General features: G+C 68.6%; 20 protein-coding genes. 5 read left to right on the forward strand and 15 right to left on the reverse strand.

The window, feature by feature from the left end; all coding sequences use genetic code 11:
• Positions 1 to 42 precede the first annotated feature (42 nt).
• The 5 genes from ACQP2T_RS13995 to ACQP2T_RS14015 form a co-directional block, all read right to left on the reverse strand.
• Positions 43 to 1,266, reverse strand: coding sequence for a sugar ABC transporter substrate-binding protein (locus ACQP2T_RS13995; RefSeq protein ID WP_433516577.1), 1,224 nt, complete (start codon positions 1,264 to 1,266; stop codon positions 43 to 45).
• Positions 1,263 to 2,084, reverse strand: a complete 822-nt coding sequence (locus ACQP2T_RS14000) for a carbohydrate ABC transporter permease (protein ID WP_433516578.1) — start codon at positions 2,082 to 2,084, stop codon at positions 1,263 to 1,265. Before ACQP2T_RS14000 ends, ACQP2T_RS13995 begins: the two co-directional genes overlap by 4 nt.
• The gene (locus ACQP2T_RS14005; protein WP_433516579.1) at positions 2,081 to 3,010 is read right to left on the reverse strand and encodes a carbohydrate ABC transporter permease; all 930 of its coding nucleotides are present in this window, start codon (positions 3,008 to 3,010) and stop codon (positions 2,081 to 2,083) included. Before ACQP2T_RS14005 ends, ACQP2T_RS14000 begins: the two co-directional genes overlap by 4 nt.
• A gap of 66 nt (positions 3,011 to 3,076) precedes the next feature.
• Positions 3,077 to 4,090 carry a Gfo/Idh/MocA family protein gene (locus tag ACQP2T_RS14010; protein ID WP_433516580.1) on the reverse strand — a complete coding sequence of 338 codons (1,014 nt, stop codon included), beginning with the start codon at positions 4,088 to 4,090 and terminating at the stop codon, positions 3,077 to 3,079.
• Positions 4,060 to 4,806, reverse strand: a complete 747-nt coding sequence (locus tag ACQP2T_RS14015; protein ID WP_433516581.1) for a ThuA domain-containing protein — start codon at positions 4,804 to 4,806, stop codon at positions 4,060 to 4,062. Before ACQP2T_RS14015 ends, ACQP2T_RS14010 begins: the two co-directional genes overlap by 31 nt.
• A 198-nt stretch (positions 4,807 to 5,004) precedes the next feature.
• Between ACQP2T_RS14015 and ACQP2T_RS14020 the strand changes: the two genes are divergently transcribed.
• A complete protein-coding gene (locus ACQP2T_RS14020) occupies positions 5,005 to 7,173 on the forward strand; it encodes an alpha-galactosidase (protein ID WP_433516582.1) in 2,169 nt (722 codons plus the stop codon).
• Complete coding sequence (locus tag ACQP2T_RS14025; RefSeq protein ID WP_433516583.1) at positions 7,170 to 8,399, forward strand: ROK family transcriptional regulator; 1,230 nt, start codon at positions 7,170 to 7,172, stop codon at positions 8,397 to 8,399. The genes ACQP2T_RS14020 and ACQP2T_RS14025 overlap by 4 nt, the downstream gene beginning before the upstream one ends.
• Here ACQP2T_RS14025 and ACQP2T_RS14030 read toward each other — a convergent pair.
• On the reverse strand, positions 8,386 to 8,619 hold the full coding sequence (locus ACQP2T_RS14030) for a hypothetical protein (RefSeq protein ID WP_433516584.1): 234 nt from the start codon (positions 8,617 to 8,619) through the stop codon (positions 8,386 to 8,388). The genes ACQP2T_RS14025 and ACQP2T_RS14030 overlap by 14 nt on opposite strands.
• Before the next feature lie 227 nt (positions 8,620 to 8,846).
• Between ACQP2T_RS14030 and ACQP2T_RS14035 the strand changes: the two genes are divergently transcribed.
• Positions 8,847 to 10,148, forward strand: a complete 1,302-nt coding sequence (locus ACQP2T_RS14035; protein WP_433516585.1) for a cellulose binding domain-containing protein — start codon at positions 8,847 to 8,849, stop codon at positions 10,146 to 10,148.
• 26 nt (positions 10,149 to 10,174) lie between these two features.
• Here ACQP2T_RS14035 and ACQP2T_RS14040 read toward each other — a convergent pair whose 3' ends face one another.
• Both ACQP2T_RS14040 and ACQP2T_RS14045 read right to left on the reverse strand, forming a co-directional pair.
• The gene (locus tag ACQP2T_RS14040; protein ID WP_433516586.1) at positions 10,175 to 10,972 is read right to left on the reverse strand and encodes a hypothetical protein; all 798 of its coding nucleotides are present in this window, start codon (positions 10,970 to 10,972) and stop codon (positions 10,175 to 10,177) included.
• Positions 10,973 to 11,026: 54 nt separating this feature from the next.
• Positions 11,027 to 13,864: a beta-L-arabinofuranosidase domain-containing protein gene (locus ACQP2T_RS14045; RefSeq protein ID WP_433516587.1), complete on the reverse strand. Its 2,838-nt coding sequence runs from the start codon at positions 13,862 to 13,864 to the stop codon at positions 11,027 to 11,029.
• A gap of 248 nt (positions 13,865 to 14,112) precedes the next feature.
• On the opposite strand from ACQP2T_RS14045, the gene ACQP2T_RS14050 reads away from it, so the two are divergent.
• The gene (locus ACQP2T_RS14050) at positions 14,113 to 14,343 is read left to right on the forward strand and encodes a DUF6289 family protein (protein ID WP_433516588.1); all 231 of its coding nucleotides are present in this window, start codon (positions 14,113 to 14,115) and stop codon (positions 14,341 to 14,343) included.
• A 29-nt stretch (positions 14,344 to 14,372) separates the two neighbouring features.
• On the opposite strand, the gene ACQP2T_RS14055 is transcribed toward ACQP2T_RS14050, so the two are convergent.
• The 5 genes from ACQP2T_RS14055 to ACQP2T_RS14075 form a co-directional block, all read right to left on the reverse strand.
• Complete coding sequence (locus ACQP2T_RS14055; RefSeq protein WP_433516589.1) at positions 14,373 to 16,040, reverse strand: glycosyl hydrolase family 28-related protein; 1,668 nt, start codon at positions 16,038 to 16,040, stop codon at positions 14,373 to 14,375.
• A 79-nt stretch (positions 16,041 to 16,119) separates the two neighbouring features.
• Positions 16,120 to 17,253, reverse strand: coding sequence for an NAD(P)/FAD-dependent oxidoreductase (locus ACQP2T_RS14060; RefSeq protein WP_433516590.1), 1,134 nt, complete (start codon positions 17,251 to 17,253; stop codon positions 16,120 to 16,122).
• Positions 17,254 to 17,286: 33 nt separating this feature from the next.
• Positions 17,287 to 18,051 carry an amino acid ABC transporter ATP-binding protein gene (locus ACQP2T_RS14065; RefSeq protein WP_358544682.1) on the reverse strand — a complete coding sequence of 255 codons (765 nt, stop codon included), beginning with the start codon at positions 18,049 to 18,051 and terminating at the stop codon, positions 17,287 to 17,289.
• Complete coding sequence (locus ACQP2T_RS14070; protein WP_433516591.1) at positions 18,048 to 18,899, reverse strand: amino acid ABC transporter permease; 852 nt, start codon at positions 18,897 to 18,899, stop codon at positions 18,048 to 18,050. The genes ACQP2T_RS14065 and ACQP2T_RS14070 overlap by 4 nt, the downstream gene beginning before the upstream one ends.
• Complete coding sequence (locus ACQP2T_RS14075; RefSeq protein WP_358544686.1) at positions 18,896 to 19,783, reverse strand: ABC transporter substrate-binding protein; 888 nt, start codon at positions 19,781 to 19,783, stop codon at positions 18,896 to 18,898. The genes ACQP2T_RS14070 and ACQP2T_RS14075 overlap by 4 nt, the downstream gene beginning before the upstream one ends.
• 229 nt (positions 19,784 to 20,012) lie before the next feature.
• Between ACQP2T_RS14075 and ACQP2T_RS14080 the strand changes: the two genes are divergently transcribed.
• Complete coding sequence (locus ACQP2T_RS14080; RefSeq protein WP_433516592.1) at positions 20,013 to 20,939, forward strand: LysR family transcriptional regulator; 927 nt, start codon at positions 20,013 to 20,015, stop codon at positions 20,937 to 20,939.
• Between the two features lie 8 nt (positions 20,940 to 20,947).
• Here ACQP2T_RS14080 and ACQP2T_RS14085 read toward each other — a convergent pair whose 3' ends face one another.
• Both ACQP2T_RS14085 and ACQP2T_RS14090 read right to left on the reverse strand, forming a co-directional pair.
• Positions 20,948 to 21,283: a hypothetical protein gene (locus ACQP2T_RS14085; RefSeq protein ID WP_433516593.1), complete on the reverse strand. Its 336-nt coding sequence runs from the start codon at positions 21,281 to 21,283 to the stop codon at positions 20,948 to 20,950.
• A 39-nt stretch (positions 21,284 to 21,322) separates the two neighbouring features.
• Positions 21,323 to 22,210, reverse strand: coding sequence for an ADP-ribosylglycohydrolase family protein (locus ACQP2T_RS14090; RefSeq protein ID WP_433516594.1), 888 nt, complete (start codon positions 22,208 to 22,210; stop codon positions 21,323 to 21,325).
• Between the last annotated feature and the right edge of the window lie 42 nt (positions 22,211 to 22,252).

The raw sequence follows: 22,252 nt of genomic DNA on the forward strand, positions 1-22,252 counted from the left end.
TCTCTTCCTACTTGACGCTACTTGGCGCTAATCGGCGACGCGCTATTTGGCGACGCGCTGGATGGCGGCGACCGCGGTGGTGGCGGCCTCGCTCGGGGAGGACTGTCCGGCGAGCACGGCGCTCCACGCCTCGGCCACGGGCTTGCGCATCTGCGTCAGCTCGGTGCCGAACCCGGGCAGCAGGTACGGCACGCCGTTCTCCAGGGCCTTGTTGAACTGGGTGTAGATCGGGTCCTTCATGCCCTCGGTGTCGGCCAGGTCCTTGCGCACCGGCATGCTGCCCGCCTCTAGAGCGGCGAGCTCGCCTTCCTTGCTGAGGAACATGGCGGCCACGGCGTTGAAGGCGGCGTCCTTGTCCTTGGTGAACGCGCTCACGTGCACGTTGTCGCCGAACTGGTAGACCTTGGCCGGGGCGCTCCCGTTGGGCACGGGCACGACGCCGTACTTGAAGGAGGCGGCCTTCTTGGCGTTGCCGTACTGCCAGTTGCCGCCGAGCACGAAGGCCATGCCGCCGGCGGTGAACTTCTGGAAGGCGACGTCGGGGGTCCAGGTGGCGGCGTCCCTGGGCACATAGCCCTTCTCGGCCCAGCCGCCGACCAGCTTGAGCGAGGTCTCCAGGGCGGCGGCGTCGGGCTTGGCGTAGTCGAAGCCGTACGCGGTGATGAAGGAGAAGGCGTTGACGTCCTGGTCGCCCTGGCCGGGCAGGCCGATGCCGATGTACTTCTTGCCGATCTTCTCCAGGGCGGCGCTCAGCTCGTCCATCGTCGTGGGCGGCGTTATACCCAGCTCGTCGAGGATCGTCTTGTTGTACCAGAGGGCGGTCGTGTTGTTGAAGCCCTGGACGCCGTAGACCTTGCCGTCCTTCTTGATGACGTTCGCATCGGGGATCTGCGCCTTGTCCGGGAATTTGTCGAACTGGGCGGTGATGTCGGCTATCGCGCCGGCCTTGATGAGCTGGAGCAGGTCGGCGCCGCCCTGGACGAAGACGTCGGGGCCCTGCTTGGTGGCCGCCGTGGCGATCACCTTCTGGGTGAGCTGCTCGCCGGGCACGTACACGCTGTTCAGCGGCTTGGCCAGCTTGGCCTTGGCGTAGGTGTCGTTCAGGTCCTTGGTGAACTTCGCGGTGGCGGGGATGCCCTGGGCGTAGTAGTGCCAGAACGTGACCTTGTTGGCGTCGCCCGAGCCGCCGGAGCCGGAGGTGCCGCAGGCGGCGAGGGCGCACAGGGCCGCCGCGGCGGCGACGACGCGGAGTCTTGCAGAGATCAACGAACGCTTCCCATCGTGATACCGCCGACCAGCAGGCGCTGCCCGAACAGATAGATCAATACAGTCGGGGCCGAGACCAGGACGGAGACCGCCATGAGACCCGGCCAGTTCACCCCGTAGGAGGACATTTGCTGCGCCAGCAGCGCGCTCACCGGGTATTGGCCCGGGTCGCTGAGAAAGGTGATCGCGTACAGGAACTCGCCCCACGCGCCGATGAAGGTGAGGGTGGCCACGGTGGCGATCCCGTTACGGGTGATCGGTAGCACGATCTTGACGAACCGCTGCCATCTGCTCGCGCCGTCGCTGGCGGCGGCCTCCTCGATGGCGATCGGCACGCCGGTGAAGAACGGCCGCAGCAGCAGCATGCTGAAGGGCAGGTTGGTCGCGGCGATGGCGAGCGCGACGCCGTACAGGTTGCCGGTCAGACCCCACTGGGCCAGCAGCCGGTTCAGGGGGATGAGGGTGGAGGTGGCCGGCACCATCTGCAGGATGATCAGCGCGGCCAGCCCGCCGGTCACCACGGCGCCGTTGAGCCGGGCCAGTCCGTACGAGGTGGGCACGGCGACGACGAGCACGATGACCGTGGTGGACACGGCGATGATCACGGAGTTGACGGCGGAGGTGGCGAAGCCGCCGTTCCACACGTCGATGTAGGCCTGGAGCGTGGGCTTGAAGATGACCGCAGCCGATCCGGCGAACACGTCCTTGAGACTCTTGAACGAGGTGGCCAGCAGCCAGTACAGCGGCAGCGCGTAGATCGCCAGCAGGAGGACGCAGCCGAGCACGGTGACCGGGGTGTTGCGCTTGGCGTCTGTCATGTCTGCTCCCTCCGGTTCATCCGCAGGTAGACGGCGCTCAGGAAGAGCACGATGACCAGCGACAACGTCGCGGTGAACGACCCTTGGCCGAACTCGTAGAACTTGAACGCCTGCTGGTAGCCCAGGTACGGCAGCGTGGTCGTGGAGGTGCCGGGCCCGCCGCTGGTCATCACGAAGATGAGGTCGAACGAGCGGAAGGCGTTGATCACGACGAGTACGCCGAGGATGGAGATGACCGGGCGCAGCAGCGGCAGCACGATGTGCCTGGTCACTTTCCAGCCGGCCGCGCCGTCGAGCGCGGCGGCCTCCAGCAACTCCTGGGAGACGTCGAGCAGCGCCGCGCGCAGCACGAGCGCGCAGAACGGCACCACCATCCAGGCGTTGACCAGTCCGAGCACGACGATCGCCAGCGTCCCGTTGGCCAGCCAGGGGACCGGCTGCTGGATCAGGTGCAGCCAGAGCAGCACCGAGTTGACCGGCCCGCCGGACTCAAGCAGAAATTTCCATAGATTTCCGGCGACCACCGCCGGCAGCGTCCACACGAACACCATCGCGCCCAGCGTCACGCCGCTCAGCCGGGTGCGTGGCCGCAGGATCAGCGCGGCGGCGAACCCGCCGGCCAGCCCGACGACCAGCACGATCACCACGATGGCCAGCGTCTGGAGCACCACGTGGCCGAACGACGGGTCCTCGATCACCCGCCACATGTTGTCCAGCCCGTTGAACGGCCGCTCGCCCAGCAGGTTCTCGGCGGTCACGTCGGAGAACGCCGTACGGAACAGGTCGATGAGCGGGTAGACCGACAGCACCGCGAGATAGATCGCGCCCGGCAGCAGGAACAGCATCGTCTTGGGGCCGAACAGCGTGCTGCCCGCCCGCTGCCGCGATTTGCGCGTCGCGACCCGGTCGGCGGCGGCCGTCACCATCGCCCGGCCCTCGCGGCGGAGGTCACCATTGTTCGACCCTCCTCCGCTCCCCGGTGCGGATGGAGGTCACCATTGTTCGACCCTCGTCCGCTCCCCGGTACGGGCGGAGGTCAGCGCGGCCTCCAGCATCGCGACGCTGCGCGCGTTGTCGGCGGCGGGCGAGGTCGGCTCACCCGTGCCCGCCACGGCGTCGACGAACGCCCGCAGCACCCCGGCCCGCTCGAACAGTGGCAGCTCGGGCACCTCGACCGCGCGCACCTGCCCGGCCGCGTCGGTGATCGACACGGCCCGGTGGTCGTCCGGCGCGGCCCCCCAGGTCAGCAGCCCTTCGTCACCGGAGATCCGCCACACGCCGGGCCACGGCGTCTGCGGCCCGACCCCCTGACTCGACAGGACGTAGTCGATCGTGAGCCCGCCGTCCAGCTCGACGATGAGGCTGGCTCCGGGGGTGTGGTCCTGGGCCGAGCGTATGGGCGTGACGGGCACGCAGGTGATCGCCGCCCCCTCCCGCCCGAACAGGTACCGCATCAGGTCGAAGTGGTGGATGGCCAGTTCGATCAGGGAATTGGCGTCCCGGACACCGGCGTGGTCGCGGTGCCATTCGACCGAGACCCGGCGGACGGCGCCGACGGCTCGCCGGTCGAGCAGGTCGCGGACGACCGGGGCGCCGGGGAAGATCCGGTAGTTCTGGTCGATGCCGAAGACCAGGCCCTTCCGTTCCGCGAGGCCGGCGAGCTCCCTGGCGCTCGCGGCGTCCAGGGTGAACGGCTTCTCCAGCAGCAGATGCGCGCCGGCCTCCAGGACCTGCCGGGCGACGGCCGCGTGCGCGCCGATCGCGACCGGCGCGACAGCGGCCACGGCACCGGTGGCCGCCAGCGCCTCCTCGACGGTGGCGAACACGTTGTCGTCACCGGTCTTGGCGGTGAACGCGGCCCGCGCCTCGGGGGAGGCGTCCACCCAGCCGGTCACCCGGACGTCGGGGAGCTTCGGGAAGATGTTCGCGGCCCAGTCGAGCCCCCAGGGGCCCAGGCCGATCTGGATCAGGTCGGTCATGCCTCGGCCCACCAGTTCCGCGGCCATTCGCCCTTCCTGGTGACCTTCGGCTGGGGCTGGGCGGGCGGCGTCGCCCACTCGACCGCGTTGGCCAGCACACGCCTGATCTCGGGCTGGAAGTAGATCGGGGACTCCTCGTGGCCGGGGGCGAAGAAGAAGATCCGGCCCTTGCCCCGCTGCCACGCGCAGCCGCTGCGCAGCACCTCGCCGCCCTCGTACGAGCTGATGAAGACGAGCTCGTCCGGCTCGGGGATGTCGAGCGGTTCGCCGTACATCTCGCCCTTGGGGATGACGACCGGGTTGGGGACGCCGCGGACGATGTCGTGGCCCGGCAGGATCGTCCAGAGCAGCTCACTGTCGTCGTGCCGCCAGCTGGCGATCTTGCAGGAGGTGCCCAGCAGGACCTGGGCGACCTTCGACTCGATGGCGGAGTGCAGGATGAGCAGGCCCATGCCGTCGAGCACCCGCCGCCTGACCCGCTCGACGACCTCGTCACTGACCTCGTCGTGCTTGAGATGACCCCACCAGAGCAGGACGTCGGTCTCGTCGAGCACGGCCTGGGTCAGACCGTGCTCGGGCTCCTCCTGGAGCGCGACGCGTACATGCGCCTCGGGGCCGAGGTGTTCGGCCAGCGCCTGCCCGAGGACGACGTGCAGCCCGTCGGGATACACCGACGAGACGCTGGGATACGTCCGCTCCTCATAGAACTCGTTCCACACGGTCACGTTCATTCGTTCGCGCACCCATCCGATGTTTCTGTGAGCCTGCCTCTATTTATGCAAGACTTCTGCATATTAAGATGGGGTGACTCTAGGCACAATGCCGGGGCTCCAGCAAGGTGAAAGGTCTCACATCGTGAGACTTGTGCAAGTGAGTCTGCTCCTCGCGAGTGCGATGATCTTCACTTGAGACATCCGATGACATAACGAAGAAAGGTCAGGATGACGAAGACCTCCGACGTCGCGCGGCACGTTGTTCAGCTCCGAGCCGCCGGCGTGGCCCTGATCCTCGACCTCCGGTCCGCCGGGCTGCCCACCGTCGTTCACTGGGGCGCCGATCCGGGCCCGTGCGACCAGGCCGAGCTGGACGCGATGGCCGAGGCCGCCATCGCGCCGCACGTCATCAACCTCATCGACGGACCCGTCTCGCACTCGGTGCTGCCCGAAGGTCACACGGGATGGTTCGGCATTCCCGGTCTGTCCGGCTCCCGCTCGGGTGCGGCGTGGGCGCCCCGCTTCACCGTGAGCAAGGCAGTCCAGGAGGAGCGGCGGCTCACCGTCGAGGCGGCCGATCCGGGCACCGCGCTCGGGCTGTGCCTCGTCATCGAGCTGACCGGCAGCGGGCTGGTCCGGCTGCGCACCTCCGTACGCAATGACGGGGATGACGACTACCGGGTGGACGCGGTGTCGGCCGTCCTGCCGGTGCCCGAGCGGGCGGCGGACCTGCTCGATCTGGCCGGGCGCTGGTCGCGGGAGCGGCAGCCGCAGCGGGGGGCGTTCAACATGGGCGTGCACCTTCGGGAAGGGCGGCGCGGCCGGACCGGGGCCGACGCCGCGACCGTGGTGGTGGCCGGCGTGCCGGGATTCGGGTTCCGGTCGGGGGAGGTGTGGGCGGTGCACACGGCCTGGAGCGGCAACCACCGCACCTGGGCCGAGCGTACGGGCGAGGGCTTCAGGACGCTGGGCGGCGGCGAGTCGCTGCTGCCCGGTGAGATCGTGCTGCGGCCGGGGGAGAGCTACGAGTCGCCCGAGCTGTTCTTCGGGTACGCCGACGGGCTCGACGAACTGGCCGCGCGCTTCCACCGGCACCTCAGGGAACGGCCGCACCATCCCGGCTCTCCTCGGCCGGTCAACCTCAACGTGTGGGAGGCCGTGTACTTCGACCATGACCTCGGCAAACTCCTCGCCCTGGCCGAGCGGGGCGCCGGGATCGGGGTGGAGCGGTTCGTGCTGGACGACGGCTGGTTCCACCGCAGGAACGCCTCCGACCGAGGGCTGGGCGACTGGTTCGTGGACGACCAGACCTGGCCGGACGGGCTGCATCCGCTGGTCGACCGGGTGAAGGAGCTCGGCATGACGTTCGGGCTGTGGTTCGAGCCGGAGATGGTCAGCCCGCTCTCGGAGCTCGCCGTCAAACACCCGGAATGGATCATGCGGGCCCGTCCCCAGCTGCCGCCGGCCTCGCGCTGGCAGCAGGTGCTCGACCTGGCGCACCCGGAGGCGTACGAGCACGTGCTCACGCGCATGTCCGAGGTCATCGCCGAGTACGGCGTCGGCTACCTCAAATGGGACCACAACCGCGACCTGATCGAAGCGCCGCACGTCCACCGGCAGACGCTGGCCGCCTACCGGCTGATGGACGAGTTGCGGGCCACCTTCCCCGGCCTGGAGATCGAGTCGTGCTCGTCCGGGGGCGCCCGCGTGGACCTCGGCGTCCTGGAGCACACCGACCGGGTGTGGGCCTCCGACTGCATCGACCCGCTCGAACGGCAGACCATCCAGCGCTGGACCAGCCAGCTCATCCCGCTCGAACTCATCGGCGGCCACGTCGCCTCCACCGTCTCGCACACCACCGGCCGCCGGCACGACCTCGCCTTCCGGGCGATCACCTCGCTGTTCGCGCACTTCGGGCTGGAACTCGACCTGACCAGGCTGGACGACGCCGAGACCGCGGAGCTGGCCGAGTGGATCGGGATCTACAAGCGCTACCGGACGCTGCTGCACTCCGGCACACTGGTCCGCGACGAGCACCTGAGCACGGGCCGCTGGTTGACCGGCGTGGTGACGCCGCGGTTGGCGCTGTACTCGGTGGCGGCGGTGCGCCGCTCCGACGAGGAGCCCGCGGGGCGGATGACCTTCCCCGGGCTCGACCCGGCCCTGCGGTACGCGGTGCGGATCGTCGGCCCGAACCGGGACGATCTCGGCCCCCGGCCCGGCTGGCTGGACGCGCCGGGCCTGCTCAGCGGCGCGACGCTCGGCACGGTCGGGGTACGGTTGCCCACGCTACGGCCCGAGACCGCCATGCTCATCGAGATCGCGGCACAACCGGCGCTCGACGGGCAAGCTGTGGGCAACGCTGAGTCGGTAACAGAGCAGAAGGCGAATGGATGACCTCCTCCAGGGTTCGGCCGAGCACGGGCACGCGGCTCGGCGGTGACACCTCCACCCTGCGAACGCTCAACCTGCGCTCTGTGCTGCGCGTGCTCTACGGCGGCGGCAGCCACACGATCGCCTCGGTCGCGGCGGTGGCCGGCATCTCGCGCCCGACCACGACCCAGGCGATCTCCGACCTGCTCGCCGCGGGCTGGATCCAGACCGCCGACCAGGTCATCGACAAGGTCGAGAAGAAGGACGGGCGGGGACGGCCGGCCCAGCGCTTCGAGTTCCGTCCGGGCGCGGGCCACGTGCTCGGGGTCGACATCGGCGGTCACAAGGTGCTGGTGCTGGTCAGCGACCTGTCCGGGGAGATCGTCGCCGAATGCCGCGAGAGCCTGCGCCCGACCTCACCCCGCTCCAGACGTCTGACGATCATGAACGAGGCGATCAACGAGGCTCTGGAGGCGGCGGGCCTGACCGCCGCCGACATCTCGTGCGCGGCGATCGCCACCCCTGGCGTCGTCGGCCCGGACGGCAAGGTCGCGCACGCCCCGGCCATCCCCGAATGGGCCGGCGTCGACCTGGGCGGGCACGTACGGAACCGGTTCGGCATCCCGACCCAGGTCTTCAACGACATGCGGATGGCCGCGCTGGCCGAACACTGGAAGGGCGTGGCCCGTGACGCCTCCGACGTGGTGTACGTCCACGTCGGCCGCCGCATGGGCACCGGCCTGCTGGTCGCGGGCCGGCCGCACGCCGGTCGGCACGGCGCGGCGGCCGAGATCGGTCTGTGGCGCGGGTTGCCGTGGGCGCACGCGTACGAACGGCTGCTGGATCTGGCACCGGGGCGAAGTACGGACCACGAGGACGCGATCCAGGCCATCTTCGAGGCGGCCAAGGCGGGCGACAAGGCGGCCCAGGCGGGCATAGACGGGTTCGCCGACCTGCTGGTGGAGGGTTTGGCGCCGGTGATGGTGACGATCGACCCCGAGTTGGTGATCATCGGGGGCGGCATCTCGGCCGCCGGCGAGGCCATCCGCGAGCCGGTACGCGTCCGCGTCGAACGCGAGACGGACTTTCCGCCCAAGGTGGTCTGCTCGGTGCTGGGCGACCATTCCTCCGCGATCGGAGCCGTGCGCTGCGCACTCGATGTCGCGGAGGAACGTCTCTTCGCCGAGCTCAAGCCGGGTCCGGGAACGCCGGCTCAGCAGGGGGCAGGGGTCGCGCTCAGCAGGGGGTGAAGTAGTACTTCGCCTGGCCGTCCGTCGTCCCCCACTGGCCGGGCGGCTGGGAGCATCCGGACCAGCGTTGTCCGACGATCTGGTCCCCCACGAAGTAGCTGATGACGAGGAGGAGGTCGCCACCCGGCGGGGGAGGGGGAATGGCCTGGGCCGGGGTGGAGCCGAGGGCGAGGGCGCTGAGAGTCAGCGCCACCACTAAAACGCCGCGCTTCATTTTCATGCAGGTTCCTCCAGATCAGCCGTTTTCGGGCCAGAGTGAACGCTATTCGCCTGAATGAGATCACGAGAACCGCTGTCGATCAAGAGCCGTTTCTCCGCCACCGTTCTCGGGGACTCGATGAAAGTTTCACCATTTTTGACGTGTTTCCCCAGCTCAGGCGCATCCCGGCTTGACCGGTCGCCGCTCTGCGAGGACGTTCGTGTCGAACCTTCTGAGTTGGGAGTCCGATGAGTCACCCCCGCCGCCGGTTGCTCGCCATTCTGCTCTCCGCTTTCCTGGTCGCGCTGGGCGCCTTGGCGCCTCTGACGGAACAGTCCGCCAGCGCGGTCAGCGACCCGCCCGGCCCGGTGACGGGCAACGCCACCTACTTCGACGGACTCGGCTCCCCGTACGGTGGCTGCGGCCTGCCCCAGGCGAACATCGACTCACCGGACTTCGTCGCGCTCAACGTCTACAACACGCCCGGCGACTACTCCTTCTACCCCCGGCCGTTGACCGGGGCCAACCTCAGCAAGGCCGGGCTGTGGAACAACGGCCTGAACTGCGGCCGCTACGTGCAGGTGGAGATCGGCGACTACTGCACGGGCACCAACGACGGCGCGCAGAACCAGGCGTTCTGCCGCAACGGCTCCTGGGTCGCCGACGCGTACAAGGGCGCGAAGCTGACCATGCTGGTCGCCGACAGCTGCGGCGACTCCAACGGCTGGTGCCGCGACGATCCGTACCATCTGGACCTGTCCAAGGACTCGCTCAACCGGTTCGTGAAGAACGGCGCCCCGATCGGCGACATGTATCCCAGCCATTGGAACAACCGGCACGTCACCTGGTCGTTCGTCCCCGCGCCCAACTACAGCGGCGACATCAACATCGGTTTCCTGCAGTCCGCCCAGGTCTGGTGGCCCGCCATCTCCGTCTCGCATCTGGCCAACGGCATCCACGGCGTCGAGTACTTCGCCAACGGGGCGTGGCAGACGGCCCAGATGAACGGCGACATGGGCCAGTCGTACATCATCGGCGGGACCACCTCGGGCGGCAACCAGTACCAGATCCGGGTGCGCGACGTCACGGACACGCTGATCAACGGCGGGCGCGTGTACAGTTTCACGCTTCCGTCCACCTGCAACCCGTGCGGCACGCCGTACACCAAGGTCAGCTACACCACCTCAACCGGCTCGACCTCCACACCCACCCCGACCCCCACGCCCACGCCCACACCGACGGGAGGCACCGGCGTCTCCTGCGGCGTGGACTACCAGGTCCCCAACGCCTGGCAGGGCGGCTTCACGACCAACGTCACGGTGCGGAACACGGGCACCACGACCTGGAACAACTGGACGGTCACCTGGACCATGCCGTCCGGCGTGACCCTGACCAGCGCCTGGAACTCCACCATCACGCCGTCGGGTTCCACCTGGACGATCAAGGCCCCGAGCTGGGCCACGACCCTGGCACCGGGCGCGTCGACCACCTTCGGCTTCCAGGCCAGCGGCCCGTCCACACCCGGCCCGACCAACATCACCTGCTCCTAGACCGGCCAGGTTTGCTCAGGGCGTCGTCAGCCCGGAAGGCGCCAGTTGCAGAAACCCTTGGCACAGAGTTCGGTGGTCGTCTTGCGGCGGTCCGGCGCCTTGATCGACACCTTGCCACCCCAGCGGCTGTAGCGGGTGTCGACGTGGAAGGTCTTGCCCACCAGTTCGTCCGTGCCTTCGGTCAGGGTGTACGCGCTCCGCACCCGGCTGATCAGTCCCGCCGAGGTCAGCGTGAGAGTGTAGGAGAGCTTCGTATTCTCGCCCCAAGAACTGTGGGTTGAGTGGTCGAACCAGAGGGAGACCTTGCGGAGCTCCTTGAAGCGGATGGTGCCGGTGACGGTGTTCCTGCTCCGCTGCCCGTGCTTCAGCAAGGCGGCCAGGGTGGCCGGCTCGGCCGGGTTGATGAGCTGCTCGTCGTCACCGAGCAGCTCGGTGTGCCAGAGATGAAACTGGTGAGAATCCTTCCACCAGGTCTTGCCCTTCGCCAGCCACTTCCCTACGAGGCCGCCAGACCGGTAACCGGTGCCGCCGATGTCATGGTTGAAGCCGATAACGCGTTCGCGCCCGTCCTCACCCCCGGTGGTGGTGACGTCCAGGGCTTGGACCTCGCCCTTGGCGTTGAACTCGAAGACACCCTCGCGCCGGCGTTTCGCCCGTTCGCGGGTGCCGGCTAAAAGGGTGGTCGTCTCGGTGATGTGGACCCCGTGCCCGGGTGCCAGAACGGCCTTCAGCGCCTGGACGGGGTCCTTGGTCACCGCCTGCGCCGGAGCGGCACCCGCCAGCAGGGCGGCACAGGTCGCCAGAATGGTGATCGTCTTTCTCATGATGGTGATCCTGCCGCGACGGGATCACGTCCGGAACACGGGCCGGCTACGCCGCTATCGGCGGAGCCTGGCCTTGGTGGCGGCGGACACCACCGCGTTCTTCTCGGCGGTGGTCATCAATCCGGCCCGGATCCAGTCGTCGGCAGTACGGGCCACCGCCGACACGAAGCAGCCCTGGTTGTCGAAAGGGGCCATGGCCCAGAGCGCGTCCAGGAACGTCACCGAATCCGCCCGCGTGTAGTTCGGCACGCCGGAGTCCACCTCGCCGAAGACGATCTTCGGCTCGACGCGGTGGAAGTAGGCGTGGTAGCGGTCGGTGTCGCCGCTGTAGAACGGCACCAGCGGCAGGCCGTGCGTGGTGAAGGTCATCGGCGCCGTGGATGTCATGGTCCGCGCGAGATCCCCGGACAGTGTGAAGTCCTTGTAGAAGGAGAAGTCCCGGAAGGTGGTCTCGGCGCTCTTGGCGACCATCGGCACCGGTCCGTACGCGATGCTCTGGGTGGTCGGCACGTCCAGCGCCTTCTCCACCCGCAGGGAGAACGGCATCGACACCCTGATCTTGTCGCCGCGCCGCCAGTTCCGGTTGAGCGTCACGTATTCGCCGGGCTTGGCCTGGACCTTCTGGTCGGCGCCGTTGATCCGGACCGTGAAGCCCTTCTCCACCCAGTAGGGCACGCGTAGCTTCACGGCTAGGCGGCCCGTGCCCTCCACCGTGAGTGTCGTCACCCCCGCCGGGTCGGTCGGGTAGTTCGTGGCCTGTTTGATCGTGAAGCCCTTCTCCGGCCAGCGCAGTTCCGAGGCCAGGTAGAGGTTCACGTAGAGCGCCGAGTCGTCCGCCGACCGGAAGTAGATCGAGTCCTGGAACTTGGTGTGGCTCTCCAGCCCGGTGCCGCCGCAGCAGGTGCCGAGGTTGCCGTAACTGCGGGAAGCACCCGGACGCATGGGGATGAAGTAGGTCAGCAGCGGATCGGTGGTGCTGTCGATGTTCCGGCGCGAGGCGAGGATCTGGCCGTAGAGGGCCCGCTCGTAGTACTGCATGTACTTCGGGTTCGCCGTGTGGAAGAACAGGCCCCTGCTCAGCTTCAGCATGTTGTAGACGGGACACGTCTCGGCGTTGTTGGTGCCCAGGGTGCCGACGATGACGTCGCGGGCGCCGAAGAGCTCGCCGTTGTCGGTCGGTCCGGCCGTGCCGCCGTCGGTGAAGGTGCGATGGGGTACGACCATGTCCCAGAAGTTCACGGCTGCGTCGAAGTAGTGGCGTTCCTGGTCGCGCTCGAAAATGGACAGGTAGCCGATGAACTGGGGGATGTGCTGGTTGGCGTGCTTCCTGTTGAGAGTGTCCTCGTTGTTGACCGTGGCCGTGAGGAGCGCGGTGTTGTCGAAGCACTTGGCCGTCGTCAGGTGTTCCTCCTTGCCGCCGAGGGCGTAGAGGTCGGCCATGACGGTGTTCATGCCGTTGTACTCGCCCGCGATGTAGATGCTCCACATGCGGTTGAGTTGCTCCCGGGGAAGCGGTCCAAGTCGGCTGTGCACCCAGTCGCCCATCTTCATCACGATGGTGCGCGCCTGCTCGTTGCCCGCGTACTGATAGGCGTCGAGCAGCCCGCGCATGATCATGTGGCAGGTGTAGTAGGGCGCCCAGATGGTGGGATAGGTGGCGTACTGCTCCAGCAGGATGAACTGCGTCTCGGGGTAGGCGGCCAGGAAGCCGGGGTAGCTCGGCCCGGGAGACCCGGTGGGCTCGGAGACCAGCCGGGCGTCCTTCCCCTTGCCCGAGGAGTCGCCCGCGCTCTCGCCGCTCTCCTCGTCGAAGCGGTACCACGCGACGTCGCCGCCGCCCAGCCCGCCGTCCGCGCTGGTCGTCAGTGCCGCGACCTCCGCCTCGGTCAGCGCACGGCCGTAGATCTGGAACTCGTCCACCGAGCCCTTCAGGTACGCGTCGCCGTACTGCGACTTCCCGATCCAGTTGTTTCCGGTCGGGCCGAGGCTGGATGGTTTGAGGGTCATGGCGGTGTTCGTGCCGACCGGTGCGCCGTTCACGTAGAGGGTTCCGGTGCCGCCGGACAGGGTTACCGCCAGGTGGGTCCACTGGCCGGTGGGTAACTGGGCGGTTCCGTTGATGCGCTGCTCGCCGCTGCCGCCGCTGGTGGTGATGGCGAATCTCGGGGCGGCGCCCGCGCTCACGGTCAGGAACATCGTGCGGGTCGTACCGGTGCCGAAATCGAAGATCCGCGACCAGGTGGTGATCGCGGCCGGGTTCAGCCATACGGCGATGGTGCAGTCGTCGAGGCCGCTCACGAGGTCGGCGGGCAGCGACACGTACTGGGGGCCGTCGAGTTTCGCCGCCTTGCCGAACTTCCCCGCCACCCTGGCGACCGGCTCCGGAGCGGGCGCGGGTTGCCCGACCCTGGCGGCCAGCGCGTCCTGGCACTCGCCGAGCGCCTTGACCATGTAGTCGACCTTGTCCTTGTAGAAGGCGTCGCCAGAGCCCGCGTACGCCAGGGCCAGCGCGCTGAGGAAGTGCCCGCTGTAGTGGCCGCGCAGGTTGCCCGTGGCGTCGTCCCAGCTGCCGGGCGGCTGGGCGCCCAGCGTGTCCAGTCCGGCGTTGGCCCGGAAGTTGGCCAGCATCCGGTCGGCGGGATAGGCCCGCAGGAAGTTCAGGATCCGGTCCCGGTTGACGCTGAACAGGCTCTCGCCCAAGGTGACCTGGCTGTTGGCGAACGGTTTCACGATCCAGGCGCCGGGCACCGGCGGGTCGTGCTGCGGTGGCGGGGCCAGTGGCGGACGAGCGGCCTGGGCGGTGCCGAGGGGGAGCGAGGCGAGCGCGGAGGGGGTGACGGCCGCCAGCACCGCCAGTCGCAGGGCCTCTCGCCTGGGCATCATGTTCGACATCGCACTGTCCTGTCCATGCTCGGGTCCGATGGATGGTAGCGCTAACATTTCTGGCCGAGCACCCTGGTGGTTGCGTGCTCGGTGGGAGTGTTAACGATCTCGTCGTACCCGTCAAGGCGCCGAGACGGCACTCTCACCCTGACAGTCGTTTTGACCCTTTGAGTACTGGGATTGACCTTATTGATCTATTCACTTCGACGAACGATCATCGAGGGCAGTAGCGCTTCCGCACCTCAGGAAGGATCTTCATGATTCGCCGCGCATCGCTGGCCGTCCTGGTCGCCCTCGGCGCCCTCACCGTCATCAGCTCGCCCGCGCACGCCCGTGCCTGCATGATCGACTACCACTGCGAGACGTACTACTACACCGATTCCACCCGCACCACGCTGACGGGGGTCAAGTACGAGGACTGCTTCGGGAATGAGGAGTGGGTGGGCAGGCGCGGGTCGTACCCGGTGTTCAACGAGACCCCCTGCTGAGACCGGTTAAAAGCCGCAGGCGACCGCTCTCAGCCCAGATTGAGGCGGTCGCGCTGGGCCGTGTACAGGTCGGTGACCCGGGGTCGGGTGCCGTGGTCGGCGAGCAGGTTCTCCAGGTCCCCGGTGAAGTCGGGAGCCAGCTCACCGGCCGTCCCCGTGGTGCCCTGCACCCCGACGGTGAGGCTGCGCGGCGCGACGTCCGCGATCGTGATCGCGTACGGGCTGCCGCCGGTGATACGGATGTTCCAGTGCGCGATCCGCGCCCCGAACAGCGGGCCCGAGGCCGCCGAACCGCCGACCCGGCCGTTGTTGACCAGGGTGATGTTGGTCCGCGCGTTCTCGAACGGCAGCGCCCGGTGCGAGTCGAACGTGCCCTCCGCCATCGTGCCCCTCCGCCAGACGTTCCCGGATGACAGTCCCTCCAGGTTGAGGCCATGGTGGACGGCCCCTGCGGGGACGGGCACGGTGAACGCCTCGATCTCGAAGTCGTCCACGAGGTTGTCGTGCGACTGCATCCGGCAGGCGAAGCTGTGGTGCGCGGAACGGCCGCCGACCGCGACGCGGGTCAGGGTGTTGGACTTGGCGGTGGTGAAGCCGAAGCCGAGGTCGCAGTTCTCCACGCGTACGTCCCTGGCCCAGCAGTCGTGGACGGCCTGGAAGCACACGCCGTTCGAGCCGGGGTGCTTGTTGTGGGCGGTCATCGGGACCAGGTCGTTGCGGATCGTCAGGTCCTCCACGCCGCTGTCGTGCACGGTCGGGCCGGGGGCGCGCAGCCGGGCGGGCCAGCCGGGGCGCAGGTCGTACCTGATCGGCTGGGCCAGCCTGACGAGGCGGGTGCCCAGAACGGCCTCGATCCGCACCGGCCATTGGAGGAGCGCGTACTGGATGTACTGACCGCCCGATCCGGTGACGAGCTGGGGCGCGCGGCTCGGCCAGTCGTACGACCGGGTGCCCGGAACGTCGCCCGCCAGGTGCTTCAGCAACGTCGCGTCCGGCGGGTTGTCGCATTCGAGCACGACCAGGTCGCCCGCGCGCAGCTTGCTCGTGTCGGACACCAGCAGGGTCCGCTGGCCGCGGGAGGCCGCGCCGACCTCGGCGAGCGTGTCGCCGAGCAGCCAGCCCTCGGTGCCCGCGTAGTCCTCGGACTCGGAGCGGGCGCGCCGCTCGGCCGCGATGAACCAGACCTGGCCGCCGGTCCACGACCAGCGGCTGTTGCCGTTGGACTGCCTGGCCGGCCGGTAGCCGTCGTCCAGTGTGCGGGTGAAGCGCAGGATGGTGGACTCGCGCCCGGCGCCGCGCAGGACCACGTTCGACCAGTGCATGAACACCGGCGACGACAGAAGGTAGGTCCCGCCCGGCACCAGCACCGCGCCGCCGCCCCGTTCACCGGCGGCGCGGACGGCCGCGTTGAAGGCGGCGGCACAGTCGGTCGTGCCGTCCGCGCGGGCGCCGAAGTCGGTCACCTTCGCCACCACCCGGAAGCGCGGTGGCCTGGCGCCGAGCCGGTAACCGGCCCGCGCGATGTCGGGCACCAGCGGGTGCCCGCCTTCCGCCGCCGCCCACTCCTCCAGCAGCGCCGCCGACGTGTCGCCCTGGCGGGCTCGGGTCTCCGCCTTGGCGGCGGACAGGGGGAGCGCCGGTACGGCGGCGACGCCGCCGATCAATGCCCGGCGGCTCAGTGTGAAAGGCTCAGGCACACATCGGAGGATTACATCGGCAATGATCGCGGTCAAGGTGGTATGGCCGTTGGAACGCGGCAATCCATCGGATGACTTGTCAGGACGTGGTCATGAGGGTGAGGCTTTCGTCCTTCACGGATGCCGCGATGTCGCGGGTGACGCGGTACGGGGCGAGGTCGGGACCGTCGCCGTTGGTGATCTCCGCGGCCACGAGCCGGCCGAGCTCGGGTGCGAGGTTGACGCCGCTGTGAGTGACCAGGTGATAGAGGCCGGGGGCGTCGGGGTGCGTGCCCGCCAGCGGCAGGCCGTCCGTCGGCACCGGCCGGACGCCGAGACGGACACCGGCCAGCCGGGCGGTGCGCAGCGCGGGCAGGATCCGCTGGCCACTGGCATGCAGCCGTTCCGCCAGGGCGTCGTCACCCTGGCCGGGCAGGAGCGCGTCCACGGGCCAGGAGATGGAGCAGATCCGGTCGCCGGGGGCGGGCCGCAGGTCCACCTGGGGTGTGGCGAGGATCGCGCCGAGCCGAAGGCCGGGGATGGGGGTGCTCTCGCCGACCAGGCCGGGGATCCGGGTCATGGGGAGGTCGGTGCCGGCGAGCGCCGCGATACGGTCGGCGTCCGGGCCGGTGCAGTTGACCACCCAGTCGGCCGCCCAGCGTCGGGTGCCGGTCTCGACGCCGGTGACGGTGTCGCCGCTGCGGATCAGCGCCTCTGCCCGCAGGCCGTACCTGATGTCGGCGCCGAGCGTGGCGGCGCGATCGAGCAGGCGCTGAACGAAGAGCGGGGCGTCATACCAAGCGCTCTGGTCGTGGACGACGAGCTCGCTCGCCGTGCACGCCGCCGGGTCGACGTCGGGTGCGAGGTCGCGCAGCTCGGCCGGGTCGGCGATGCGGCAGGCGTGCCCCCAGGACTTGAGGCGGACCGCGCGCTCCCTGAGGCTCCGCCGGCTCTCCTCGCTGTCACCCCACTGGATGGCGGGCATGGGGTGCCGCCATGACGGGCCCCCGAGCTCCTCGGCCAGCGTGGTGTGCAGGGCGGAGCTGGCCCGGTTCAGGTCGTAGTAGGTGCGCGGGGTCTTCAGGTGGGTGACGTCCATGGAGAAGGTCGCGCTGGAGGTGCCCGCGGCGGGGCCGCCGGCCTCGATGACGACGACCTGAGCCCCGGCGACGGCCAGGTGGTAGGCGACGGAGGCACCGAGCACTCCGGCACCGAGAACGATGACGCGGGACACGTGGATATCTTTCCTTCGGAGTCTTCGAGGTCTTCAGAGGACCTTGCTGAGGAATGCCCGGGTGCGCTCGTGCCGGGGCTCGCCGAGTACGGCGCTGGGCGGCCCGGATTCGACGACGACCCCGTCGTCCATGAAGACGATGGTGTCGCACACCTCGCGGGCGAATCCCATCTCGTGGGTGACGATGATCATCGTCATGCCGTCCTCTTTCACCAGGTCGCGCATGACGTCCAGGACCTCGCCCACGAGCTCGGGGTCGAGGGCCGAGGTCGGCTCGTCGAACAGCATGAGACCGGGCCGCATCGCCAGGGCGCGGGCGATGGCGACGCGCTGCTGCTGGCCGCCGGACAGCTGGTCGGGGCGGCTGTGCGCCTTGTCGGCCAGTCCCACCCTGGTCAGCAGGGCGTGGGCGCGCTCGCGTACCTCGGCCTTCGGCTCCTTCTTGACCATGATCGGCGCCGTCATGATGTTCTCGAGCGCGGTCATGTGCGGGAAGAGGTTGAAGCGCTGGAAGACCATCCCGATGTCCACCCGCTGGGCGGCGATGGCCTTGTCGGGCAGCTCGTAGACCTTGCCCTCACGCTCCTCGTAGCCGATGAGGCGCTCGCGGAAGTAGAGGCGGCCGGCGTCGATGCGTTCGAGGTGGTTGACGCAGCGCAGGAAGGTGGACTTGCCGGACCCCGACGGGCCGATCACGGCCAGCACCTCTCCCTCCGCGACCTCCAGGTCGATGCCTTTGAGCACGTCGACCGTTCCGTAACGCTTGTACACGCCCTCCGCGCGGACGAGGGTCTTCATCGGCTGAACCGCCGTTCGATGTAGTGCTGCCCGGCGTTCAGGACGGTCGTGGCCACGAGGTACCAGAAGCACGCCACCGTGAGCAGGGCGACCTGCTGGAAGTTCCTGGAGTAGATGCCCTGGATGGAGGTCAGGAGTTCTGGTACGGCGATGGCGAAGACGAGGGAGGTGGTCTTGAGCATGGAGACCACCTGGTTGCCCGTCGGCGGGATGATGACCCGCATGGCCTGCGGAAGAATGATCTTGCGCAGGGTCTGGAAGCGGGTCAGCCCCAGGGCGTGGGCCGCCTCCGTCTGGCCGGGGTCGACGGAGGTGATGCCGGCCCGGACGATCTCCCCCATGTAGGCCGCCTCGTGCAGGCCGAGGCCCAGCACCGCCGCGGTGAGCTGGGTGATGATCATGTTGGTGTCGAACTCGACGAACGTCGGCCCCCAGGGCACGCCGAGCCCGATCGTCGGCACCACCGCGGACAGGAAGTACCAGAACAACAGCTGTACCAGCAGTGGCACACCGCGGAAGACCCAGATGTAGAACGCGCTCAGCGCCGCCAGCAAGGGGTTGGGCGACATGCGCAGCACCGCGAGGACGATGCCGCCCGCGACGCCGACGACCATGGCGAGCACTGTGAGCAGCAGCGTGGTGCCGAGCCCGGTCAGCACCGCCGGGGAGAAGAGGTACTCCCCGACGACCTTCCACTCCATGCGCGGGTTGGCCGCCCACCCCTGCAGCAGGAAGATCACCAGGAAGCCGAGGACGCCCGCGCCCACCCAACGCCCCGGATGACGGAGCGGGACGGCCTGGATCCGCACCTGCGAATCCGGGCCCGCCGTCTGCCGGGTCGTGGTCACGACTCGCCGCCGTTGATCACCGCTTTGTCGAGGGCGCCCGACGCCATCTCCCACTTGGCGAGGATCTTGGCGTAGGAGCCGTTGTCCATCAGCTTCTGCAGCGCCTGCTGTACGGCCTTGGTCAGGTTCTGGTCCTCCTTGTTGACCAGGATCCCGTACGGGAGGAAGCGGTAGGGCTGACCCACCTGCTTCATCCGGCCGCTGGACTGGGCGGCCTGGTAGGTGATGGTGGGGGTGCCGCCGATGAAGGCGTTGGCCCGGCCGGTGGAGACGGCCTGCAGACAGCCGGCCGTGTCGGGGAACACGAGCACCTTGACCGCCGGCTTGCCCGCTCCCGTGCACTTCGTGTTCTGCTGCTCGGCGTCGTCGGCCTGGGCGGTGCCCTGCTCGACGGCCGCCGTCTTCCCACAGAGATCTTCGAGGGACTTGATCGCCTGAGCGTCCTTCTCCTGGACCAGGAGCGAGCTGCTGGTCTTGAAGTAGTCGACGAAGGTGACCTTCTCGCGGCGTTCGGGCTTGTCGAGCATCGCCTGGACGGCCAGGTCATAGCGGCGGGCCTGCACGCCGGCGATGAGGCTGTCGAAGCTGGCCTGGTTGAACGTCACCTCGACGCCGAGCACCTGGCCGATGGCCTTCATCAGCTCGGGTTCGAGGCCGATGACCGTCTTGTTGTCGGTGTCGAGGTAGACCAGGGGCGGGTAGTTGTGGCCCGCCGCGACGTTGAGCGTGCCACTCTTCTTGATCTTGTCAGGCAGAAGCTCGTGGAGCTCCTGATTCTTCTGCTGCGCTGGCGCGGCCGCCTGGGACGTGCCGCTTCCAGAACAAGCTGTCAGGGACAGGAGTCCCACCAGGCCGAATGCGGCGGCTGCTTGGGTGAACCGCATGGAGCAGGACACCCCCTCTCAGGCGTAGTGACGTTCCGTAAACACCAATATTGGGGGTCCGTTTGGAAACGACAAGGTGAGCGAGCATTCGCATTGGTGCACAGGCTGTTCAGCCGTGCTTATCCTTTTACCCGGCTCGACCAGCAAGCCGACCCAGACGGTCGGTCGCATCGCCTCTTGTCGGCTCGCGGTCTGGTGATGCTAGTCGCCGGACTGTTAAGTTGGCCCGATGCTTACCCCGGGCCAGTTGCAGGCCATCCGTGAAGTGGTCGCCACCGGTTCGCTCAGGACCGCCGCCAAGCGCCTCGGATTCACCCCGTCAGCCATCTCGCAGCAGGTCTCCTCGCTGGAGCGCAGCCTGGGGGTCCAGCTGTTCGAGCGCCTGCCGCGCAGCATCCGGCCCACCGCGGCGGGGGCCGAGCTGGCCCGCAAGGCCGCCAGGCTGCTGGCCGACCTTGAAGCGGCGGAGGAGGAGATGCGGGCCTTCGCCGCCGCCCACCGGGGCAGACTGCGGCTCGGCAGCTTCTGGTCGGCCGGGTTCCGGCTGGCGCCCGCCGTACTGGCCGAGTTCCTCCGCGACCACCCCAACGTGGACATCCGCTATGAGGAAGGCGATCCGCACCGGACCATTCCCGCCGTGAACGAGGGGCGGCTCGACCTGGCGGTGGTCTTCGAGTACGGCATGGTGCCGCACAGCTGGCCGAAGGACCTCAACATGACGTTGATCATGGAAGAGCCGCTGTACGTGCTCGTGCCGACCGGCCATCGGCTGGCCGCCCGCAAGCGCATCCAGTTCGGCGAGCTGTCGGCCGAACGATGGATCTCCTACACCGAGGGGATGGACGCCTCGCTCAATCTGTCGCACATCTGCGCGGCCAGCGGCTTCGACCCCGACGTGCTGTTCCGGACCAACGACTACAACCTGCCGTTCGAGCTCGTACGCAAAGGGCTGGGGGTGGCGATCGTGCCGGAGCTGGCGATGATCGAGTCGCACGACGTGTGCGTGTTCCGGCTCGGCGACACCTCCCACATTCGCCGGGTCTTCACCGTGTGCCGCGCCACCGACCCCAACCCGCTGCTCAGCCACGCGACGAGCATGCTCATCAGCGCGGCCGAATCCCTTCACCGGCGGACGGATCTGCCCGTCGCCGTATAAGCCGGGTGTTATCCGGCAAACCTCTTTGCGACGTCCCGCGCCCATTGAGCGGCCTTGGCCGCATCGTCGCCCGTGAAGGGCGCGCCGGGCATCCGGCTCAGGCGCTCCACCTGCTCGGCGAAGCGCAGGTGCTCCTGGTGAGCGTGTTCGCGGCAGGCGAGGCAGGTGACGCTCTCCGGGCGCGGCGAGGTCATCGCATAGGGCACCTGGAGTCCGCAGCCGGTGGTGACCACGCTCGGTGCGTCGGGCACGGCGCCCAGCGTCGACACGATCATATTGCGGAAGGCGGCACCGGCCTGCATCACCTTCTGCTCGACGTGGATGTGCGGATCGGCCTGGCTCATCTGCGTTCGCGCCTCCGTCCGAGTCGTCCGGGAATCAGATTAATGTTGGGCGCCTGACCAGTCGGGTAGTGGTTCGCAGCTTTTTCTCCACTGTGGCGGCAGTTGAGTGCTTTCGGCGGCCGCGATGATCCCGCCGACGATGGCGCACGTGGTGTCGACGTCCCCACCGGCCGCCGCCGTGGTCCACATGGCCGTCTCGAAGTCGTGGCGCTCGCGAGCCGCCACCCAGAGGGTGAACGGGACCGTGTCGTGCGCGCTGACCTGCCGGCCGTTGCCGAGCATCCGGGCCGCCAGCGTGGGGTCGCTGATGGTGAGGAGCTGCCGGGCCTCGGCGATGCCGTCATGGACCATGCTCGCGGGCACGTGTTCGCTGACCCGATCGAGGAAATGTCCAGCTGACAAGTCTGACTCTTTCACGGTGACGGCGGTGGCCACGGCTACGGCTATGGCGCCGGCCACCGCTTCGGGATGGGTGTGGGTCACCTGGGCCGACAGGGCGGCCTGTCGTACGACGTGGGTCAGGTCGTCGGCGAGTCGGGCGCCGAGGGGAGCCACGCGCATCGCGGCACCGTTTCCCCATGAGCCCATGCCGTCGAAAAGCTCCGCCGAGAGCGTCCGCCAGTCGCCGCCCTCACGCACCAGCCGGAGCATCCGGTTGGTGGCGGGGCCGTAGCCGCGGTCGAAGTCGTGGCGGGTGGCGAAGCTGGCAGCGAGTTCGTCCTGGTCGATGGTGCCGTGGTCGGACAGAACGCGATAGATGGAGCAGGCCATCTCGGTGTCGTCCGTCCACTGCCAAGGGCCGGGCGGAAGGAGGCGGGAGGAGAGGGCGTGCTTGTTGTCCGGTACGAAGAACTGGGAGCCGAAGGCGTCGCCGAGAGCCAAGCCGAGGAGAGAGGCGGCGCTCCGCGCGAAGAGATGAGCTGACATCACTCCCATTGTGCGGCACTTCAAGCGCCGCCACTCGCGAGA

Origin of the sequence: Nonomuraea sp. CA-143628 (genome assembly GCF_050942315.1) — a bacterium.
In the GTDB taxonomy this organism is placed as follows: Bacteria; Actinomycetota; Actinomycetes; order Streptosporangiales; family Streptosporangiaceae; genus Nonomuraea.

What these genes read in the sequence shown, in the direction of transcription:
- ACQP2T_RS14030 (WP_433516584.1), bottom strand. Translation starts at nt 8,619, where the DNA reads ATGAAAATGAAGCGCGGCGTTTTAGTGGTGGCGCTGACTCTCAGCGCC.
- ACQP2T_RS14065 (WP_358544682.1), bottom strand. Translation starts at nt 18,051, where the DNA reads ATGAAGACCCTCGTCCGCGCGGAGGGCGTGTACAAGCGTTACGGAACG.
- ACQP2T_RS14045 (WP_433516587.1), bottom strand. Translation starts at nt 13,864, where the DNA reads ATGTCGAACATGATGCCCAGGCGAGAGGCCCTGCGACTGGCGGTGCTG.
- ACQP2T_RS14080 (WP_433516592.1), top strand. Translation starts at nt 20,013, where the DNA reads ATGCTTACCCCGGGCCAGTTGCAGGCCATCCGTGAAGTGGTCGCCACC.
- ACQP2T_RS14035 (WP_433516585.1), top strand. Translation starts at nt 8,847, where the DNA reads ATGAGTCACCCCCGCCGCCGGTTGCTCGCCATTCTGCTCTCCGCTTTC.
- ACQP2T_RS14025 (WP_433516583.1), top strand. Translation starts at nt 7,170, where the DNA reads ATGACCTCCTCCAGGGTTCGGCCGAGCACGGGCACGCGGCTCGGCGGT.
- ACQP2T_RS14075 (WP_358544686.1), bottom strand. Translation starts at nt 19,783, where the DNA reads ATGCGGTTCACCCAAGCAGCCGCCGCATTCGGCCTGGTGGGACTCCTG.
- ACQP2T_RS14000 (WP_433516578.1), bottom strand. Translation starts at nt 2,084, where the DNA reads ATGACAGACGCCAAGCGCAACACCCCGGTCACCGTGCTCGGCTGCGTC.
- ACQP2T_RS14020 (WP_433516582.1), top strand. Translation starts at nt 5,005, where the DNA reads ATGACGAAGACCTCCGACGTCGCGCGGCACGTTGTTCAGCTCCGAGCC.
- ACQP2T_RS14090 (WP_433516594.1), bottom strand. Translation starts at nt 22,210, where the DNA reads ATGTCAGCTCATCTCTTCGCGCGGAGCGCCGCCTCTCTCCTCGGCTTG.
- ACQP2T_RS14050 (WP_433516588.1), top strand. Translation starts at nt 14,113, where the DNA reads ATGATTCGCCGCGCATCGCTGGCCGTCCTGGTCGCCCTCGGCGCCCTC.
- ACQP2T_RS14040 (WP_433516586.1), bottom strand. Translation starts at nt 10,972, where the DNA reads ATGAGAAAGACGATCACCATTCTGGCGACCTGTGCCGCCCTGCTGGCG.
- ACQP2T_RS14085 (WP_433516593.1), bottom strand. Translation starts at nt 21,283, where the DNA reads ATGAGCCAGGCCGATCCGCACATCCACGTCGAGCAGAAGGTGATGCAG.
- ACQP2T_RS14010 (WP_433516580.1), bottom strand. Translation starts at nt 4,090, where the DNA reads ATGGCCGCGGAACTGGTGGGCCGAGGCATGACCGACCTGATCCAGATC.
- ACQP2T_RS14005 (WP_433516579.1), bottom strand. Translation starts at nt 3,010, where the DNA reads ATGGTGACGGCCGCCGCCGACCGGGTCGCGACGCGCAAATCGCGGCAG.